The 5,169-nt window shown below is 65.3% G+C and carries 7 protein-coding genes; 1 reads left to right on the top strand and 6 read right to left on the bottom strand.

The annotated features are described in order from the left end of the window. The coding region (locus AC1DY5_RS41275; protein WP_478120225.1) for a hypothetical protein at window positions 1–221 on the top strand (221 nt) is incomplete at its 5' end. Between the two features lie 39 nt (window positions 222–260). Here the strand turns inward: AC1DY5_RS41275 and AC1DY5_RS41270 are convergent. From AC1DY5_RS41270 to AC1DY5_RS41245, 6 genes are all read right to left on the bottom strand, one after another. Further along, window positions 261–569, bottom strand: coding sequence for a hypothetical protein (locus tag AC1DY5_RS41270; RefSeq protein ID WP_478120224.1), 309 nt, complete (start codon window positions 567–569; stop codon window positions 261–263). 49 nt (window positions 570–618) lie between these two features. Beyond that, window positions 619–1,614 (bottom strand): M12 family metallopeptidase, encoded by a 996-nt coding sequence (locus tag AC1DY5_RS41265; protein ID WP_478120223.1) that lies wholly within the window; start codon window positions 1,612–1,614, stop codon window positions 619–621. 214 nt (window positions 1,615–1,828) lie between these two features. Continuing rightward, complete coding sequence (locus AC1DY5_RS41260) at window positions 1,829–2,284, bottom strand: PPC domain-containing DNA-binding protein (RefSeq protein ID WP_478120222.1); 456 nt, start codon at window positions 2,282–2,284, stop codon at window positions 1,829–1,831. A gap of 521 nt (window positions 2,285–2,805) precedes the next feature. Then, on the bottom strand, window positions 2,806–3,516 hold the full coding sequence (locus tag AC1DY5_RS41255) for an ABC transporter ATP-binding protein (protein WP_478120221.1): 711 nt from the start codon (window positions 3,514–3,516) through the stop codon (window positions 2,806–2,808). Continuing rightward, window positions 3,513–4,757 carry an ABC transporter permease gene (locus tag AC1DY5_RS41250; RefSeq protein WP_478120220.1) on the bottom strand — a complete coding sequence of 415 codons (1,245 nt, stop codon included), beginning with the start codon at window positions 4,755–4,757 and terminating at the stop codon, window positions 3,513–3,515. Before AC1DY5_RS41250 ends, AC1DY5_RS41255 begins: the two co-directional genes overlap by 4 nt. A gap of 4 nt (window positions 4,758–4,761) precedes the next feature. After that, window positions 4,762–5,169: efflux RND transporter periplasmic adaptor subunit (locus AC1DY5_RS41245; RefSeq protein WP_478120219.1), on the bottom strand; the 408-nt coding region annotated here is incomplete at its 5' end.

Below are 5,169 nucleotides of genomic sequence, written 5' to 3'. Positions count from 1 at the left end.
GGGCAACGCCGGGATCCCTCGATCCTCTGGCACTGGCTCGCGCCGCAACTCTCGCGCCGTCGAGCATCTTGGATGCTCGTGCCGTGCCTGCCGCTCGGATCGCCAGGGCGACGACATGGGAGCATATCCGCGCAATGGCTACCCCCCAAACAACGGTCGGCGCGCCTTCTCCGATGCCGGCGACGTTCGATGGCTACGTCGAGGAGGTAGCCCGGGCGTGAAGACGATCGGAGTGGCAGCGGCCACGTGCCCTGGAGCACTCAGGGTTGAACTGAGATCCGAACAATGGTCGTTCGCGGTGCATGGAACGGATCGCCGCCGATCACAGTGATCGATGCATCGCCCGGCTGCCGAGCCTGCAGCAGTACGGTACCCGGCGCACCCATCGCGGCAAGTACCTCACCGTTGTCGCCCAGCATTGCGGCAGAAAATGCGCCCAGCACGTCGACTGCATTGGAACCGGCATCGATACGGGCCCCAGAGGCGCGCAGCACGAGGACGTCCCCGGACTGCACCCTCAAAGGCGAAGGGCACGCGGCGACATCCTGGATCTCGATCAGCCTCGCCATCGGTTGTGCTCCAGGCACTGCCCATCATCTGCGCAAGGCGTCGCGCTGGTCAGACGTAAACCTCGACATCCTCCTCCTCGGGCCAATCGTCGGCGGGCATCTGACCTTGTTCGGATGTTTCGGCGTCTCCGTTCACAACAAGGGCGCGGCCGGCCTTTGGATAGATCCTGCCTGCGAAGGCGCAGTCGGTCCCATTGATGTCGGTTCCACCGATTATCGGCTTGCTGTCCTTCGTGATGGCCGCAGGCAGTTGATAGCACATGATCGACGTCTGGTCGGGTGGAGTCRCCATCAGCGATGCCTCGCGCAGAGAGGTGAGCACCTGTGCGTCGACCGTGGCCTTGTCCCAGCCGTAGGTCGTCAGAAACCAGGCGTATGCTTTCGCCGGGTCGATCCGGGAGACGAGTGCTGCGCGCATGTGCTCGTGCGGAAACCCAAGCGTGTGACCGGTCTCGTGGCGGACAACGCGCTTGTATTCCGATTCCGGGGTATTCATCGTGAACCTCTCGAGGTTCATCGTCTGGCGGTTCTTCGGAATAAGCCGGATGTCGGTGCCAAGGTACGACCAATAGCCTCCGGGTTGGCGCGAGATACGGACATCGCCGCCCCCCGCGGTCGCAACGAACGAAATGCCGCAGCAGCGACTCCACGCATTCATGTGGCTGATGATGCGCGCTTTCAAGTCGCTCGGTGTGCTTTCCATGAAGCTGACCGTCAGGCGTCTCAGCTGCGGGCCCCAGTACTTCGACGTGAGGACTGCGATTCGCAGCGGGTCGTCAATCCGGAAGTCGCCGGAAAACGCCGCCTGTGGGCCCAACACCGGTGCATTGACTGGATTGATCGTGCGAGCGGTGAGGGCGGCCTTGACCAGTAGCCGTTGCGGAAGTGACTTGACCACGCAGCCGGGGACGTCGTCGTGACCGCTTGCGTCAGACGAATCTGCATGGACATGGTGCCCATGTCCGTGGTCGCATTCATTGACCGCCGCACTAGCGGCCGTCGCAATATGTGTCAAAGCCTCGCGCAGCAGTTCTTCCTGACTCATGATTTTCTCCCGTGAGCGCATGACTTAGAAACGCCGCTGGTCGGCAAGCGCTCAAACCGACGCGACAGACATTTATGTCGGAAAGTGGCGGAAAACGCATCCTCAATTCGTGTGAAGTTTCGGCTCTCACGAAGCGAAATTGCCAATTGGCATGTCGTGATGGTGCTCACTGATCGCATCCGGCACCACGGAGTTACGAAACGCAGCCGCCCACCTATTTGCCGCCCGCAGCACCACAGAGGTCGAGCACATTCGCGCCCGTACGCTCGTCGGTCCGCCGCTGCAGGGGCTGAGCGTGAACCGTGACGGTCAGCTCCACCGATCCGGTGCCAACCTCCAGAGCCAATAGATGCCCGCCATAGGCAGCGAATGTGCTGTCGCATGCCACGGCGTGCAGGTGGGGGAGCGGCTTGCCGTCCTTCCAGGCGAGGCTTCCCACCAGGCAACCGATCTCGACGTTGTCGAAGCGACACGGATTGAACCTGCGCTGCCGTGCATCCCAGAAGCCGAAGGTCGCGTGGCCGAAGCTGAGACCCACGAGGCTCGCACTCGGAATGCGCTTGCGGTGGGTCAGATCGATCAACTGCGCGAAGGCGTCATCGCCTTGTCGCAGGACCATGAGGTAGCCGTCGTTCGCGCGGATGAACCGCGTGGCATCGAATGCTGTCATTCGATCGTCCCGTGAAGAGCAGGGGAGCCGGTCACTCTAGGACACATCTTCGTGCCCGCCCGAGCCATGGGATTTGCCAGGATTTGCCCCTGATCGGCGCACGTCGCGGAAAGGCTGATATCTCGATTTGAATCTATGACGGGGCAGGGCCGTTTCCTATTCTTGCCACATCGAGCTGCAGAGGTTGCAGCGCTTCCATGCCGTGTCCTCATCGCGACGTCCGCCGCTAGTTCGAGGTGAGTTTCGCAAGACCCTTCTTAACATCGCGTTTGCCCATTCTCTTGACCTGCGCGATAGCTTGCAGATGATTCTGGCGTGCCGTGATTTTCCTATACGGTGAACATCCGCGACTATGCAGATTGCGCAGACCGCGCGTGACAGCGGCAGGCCGCTGCCCGGTAGGAAGGGCTGACGACGGCCGTATCCGAAGAGCGCAAGCAAGCACCGAGCGGCATAGATTGCACGCGGATCAAGCATGGGCGCAAAAGGCGGCTCAGTTCGCAGTGCCAAAGCGGCTGGCGTCAATCCGGCCGCCATGCCATGTCGATGCGGCCATCGACGATGCCGATGCGCCGGTCCGCGGCTGAGGCGAAGTCGGCGTCGTGCGTGACGGCGACCACGGTCTTTTCGAACTCGTGGGTCAGGCTGCGCAGGATGTCACGCACGTTGGTGCTGGCGGCGGAGTCGAGGTTGCCCGTCGGCTCGTCGGCGAGGATCACGAGCGGGTCGTTCGCCAGCGCGCGGGCGATCGCGACGCGCTGGCGCTGCCCGCCCGACAACTGGCTTGGCCGCTTGTGGTGCTGGCCCTCCAGGCCGAGCCGATCCAGTAGCTCGGCAGCGCGCGCCCCGGCCGCCTCGTCGGACACGCGGCCGAGCTTTCGCATGGGCAGCGACACGTTGTCGAGGGCACTGAACTCGCCCAGCAAGAAGTGAAACTGGAACACATAGCCCAGCCGCGCCAGCCGAAAATCGGTGAGCCGGTCGTCATCGAAGCCGGTCGTATCTTCGCCGTCGATCCAGACGCGCCCATGCGTGGGCACGTCGAGCAGGCCCAGCAGGTACAGCAGCGACGACTTGCCCGAGCCGGAGGGCCCCATCACGCAGACGAACTCGCCGCGCTCGATCTGAAGGCTCACGTCGCTCACCAGCGTGACCGGCACCTCGCCTTCGAGCGTGCGGGTCACGTGCTCGACGCGAATCGCCGGGCCGGATGCCGATTCGCCGCGGCTCACGCTGCACCCCGCAGGATGTCCACCGGATGCACGCGCCCGGCGCGCCGCGCCGGAAGATACGAGGCCGCGAGGCACGAGAGCATCGCGAACGCGGCCGCCAGCGCATACTGCTCGACGCCCCAGAACACCGGCAGGTGCACGACCTCGGTCACGCCGGGCGGGCGGATCTCGACCTGCTCCAGCAACCGCATCAGCGCCAGGCCGAACAGTTCGCCCAAGGCGCTGCCGATGACCCCGACGATCAGCCCTTCGAGCAGGAAGATGCGGCGCAGGTCGCGCGCACGGAAGCCCATCGACTTCATGATAGCGATGTCGCGTGTCTTCTCCAACACGATGGTCGAGATCGTGTTGTAGATGCCGAACGCGGCCACCACCAGGATCGCCGAGACCACGCTGTACATGATGATGTTGCGCACCAGCAGCAGGCTCAGCAGGTCTTCCGAGGCCTCGATCCACGACACCGACTTGTAGCCCGTGGCGGCCTCGATGGTCTGCGCCACGCTCTGCGCTGCATACGGGTCGGCGAGCTGGATGATCAGGCGGTTGACGCGATTCTCGCGCCCCAGCAGCGACTGCGCGCGCTTGAGCAGCACGAAGGCCTGGCTTTCGTCGTAGGCGGCGTTGCCGGTGCGAAAGATGCCGACCACGCGCAAGGACCGGCTGGTGCCGTCGGCGGCCAGCACGATCAGCTTGCTCCCCAGGCGCAGGCTGAATTTGTCGACCAGCCCGCGGCCGACGACGACGCCGTTGGGGTCGGCGGCGAGCGCGTCGAGCGAGCCCTCGAGCATTTTCTCTTCGATGGTCGTCACATGCTTCATCTTCTCGGGCACCACACCCGACAAGGTGACGCCCTGCTGGCGCCCGGCGAAGGTGAGCACGGCCGCGTCGGCGAGCACCGGCGCGGCGCTCACACCAGGCAGAGCCTCGATGAAGGCCAGCCGTTGCGGCCAGCCGCGGATGCCACGCGTCTCGCGCAGCGGCCGCACGTTGTGCACGCTGACCGCGCCATCGGGCCAGCGCAGCGCGGCCGGTTGCGCGCGACCGTGGCGCACCTCGTCGTAGACGGTGATGTGCGGGCTGTTGTCGATCAGACGCTTTAGAAAGTCGGCCTCCGAGCCGCGCATGAGGCTCGACACGGCGAGGAAGAACGCGACGCCGAGCACGACGCCGGTGAGCGAGACCAGCGTCTGCCGCTTGCGGCTCGTCAGGTGCGCCAGCGCGACGTCGAGTGCGATCGCCATGGTGTCACCGTCGGACCGATGCGGCCGAGGCGGCCGAGGCGGCCACGATACGCGCGCGCTGCCCGTCGCGCAGCGCATCCGACGGCGACAGCACCACCGCTTCGCCATCCGCGAGTCCGGCGACGATCTCGGTGCGTTCGCCGCCGACCACGCCTTTGTTCACCGCGCGCCGCTTCACCCGGCCCTGTGCCATCACCCACACGGCGTCGCCCCTGAGCGCGCGGTTCGGCACCAGCAGCGCGCCCTCGCGGCGTGACACGATCAGGTTGGCGTCCATCGTCATGCCGCTGCGCAGCGGGCCGGCATCGACGGCGGGCGCGTCGGCGAGGCGGATGCGCACGCGGTAGCTGCGCGACACCGGATCGCCCTTGGGCGTGATCTCGGCCACCTCGCCGTCGAACAGGCGCTTGGG

The organism is Variovorax sp. P4_D9 (assembly GCF_056401695.1).
This window is presented reverse-complemented; position numbering and strand designations above follow the sequence as displayed.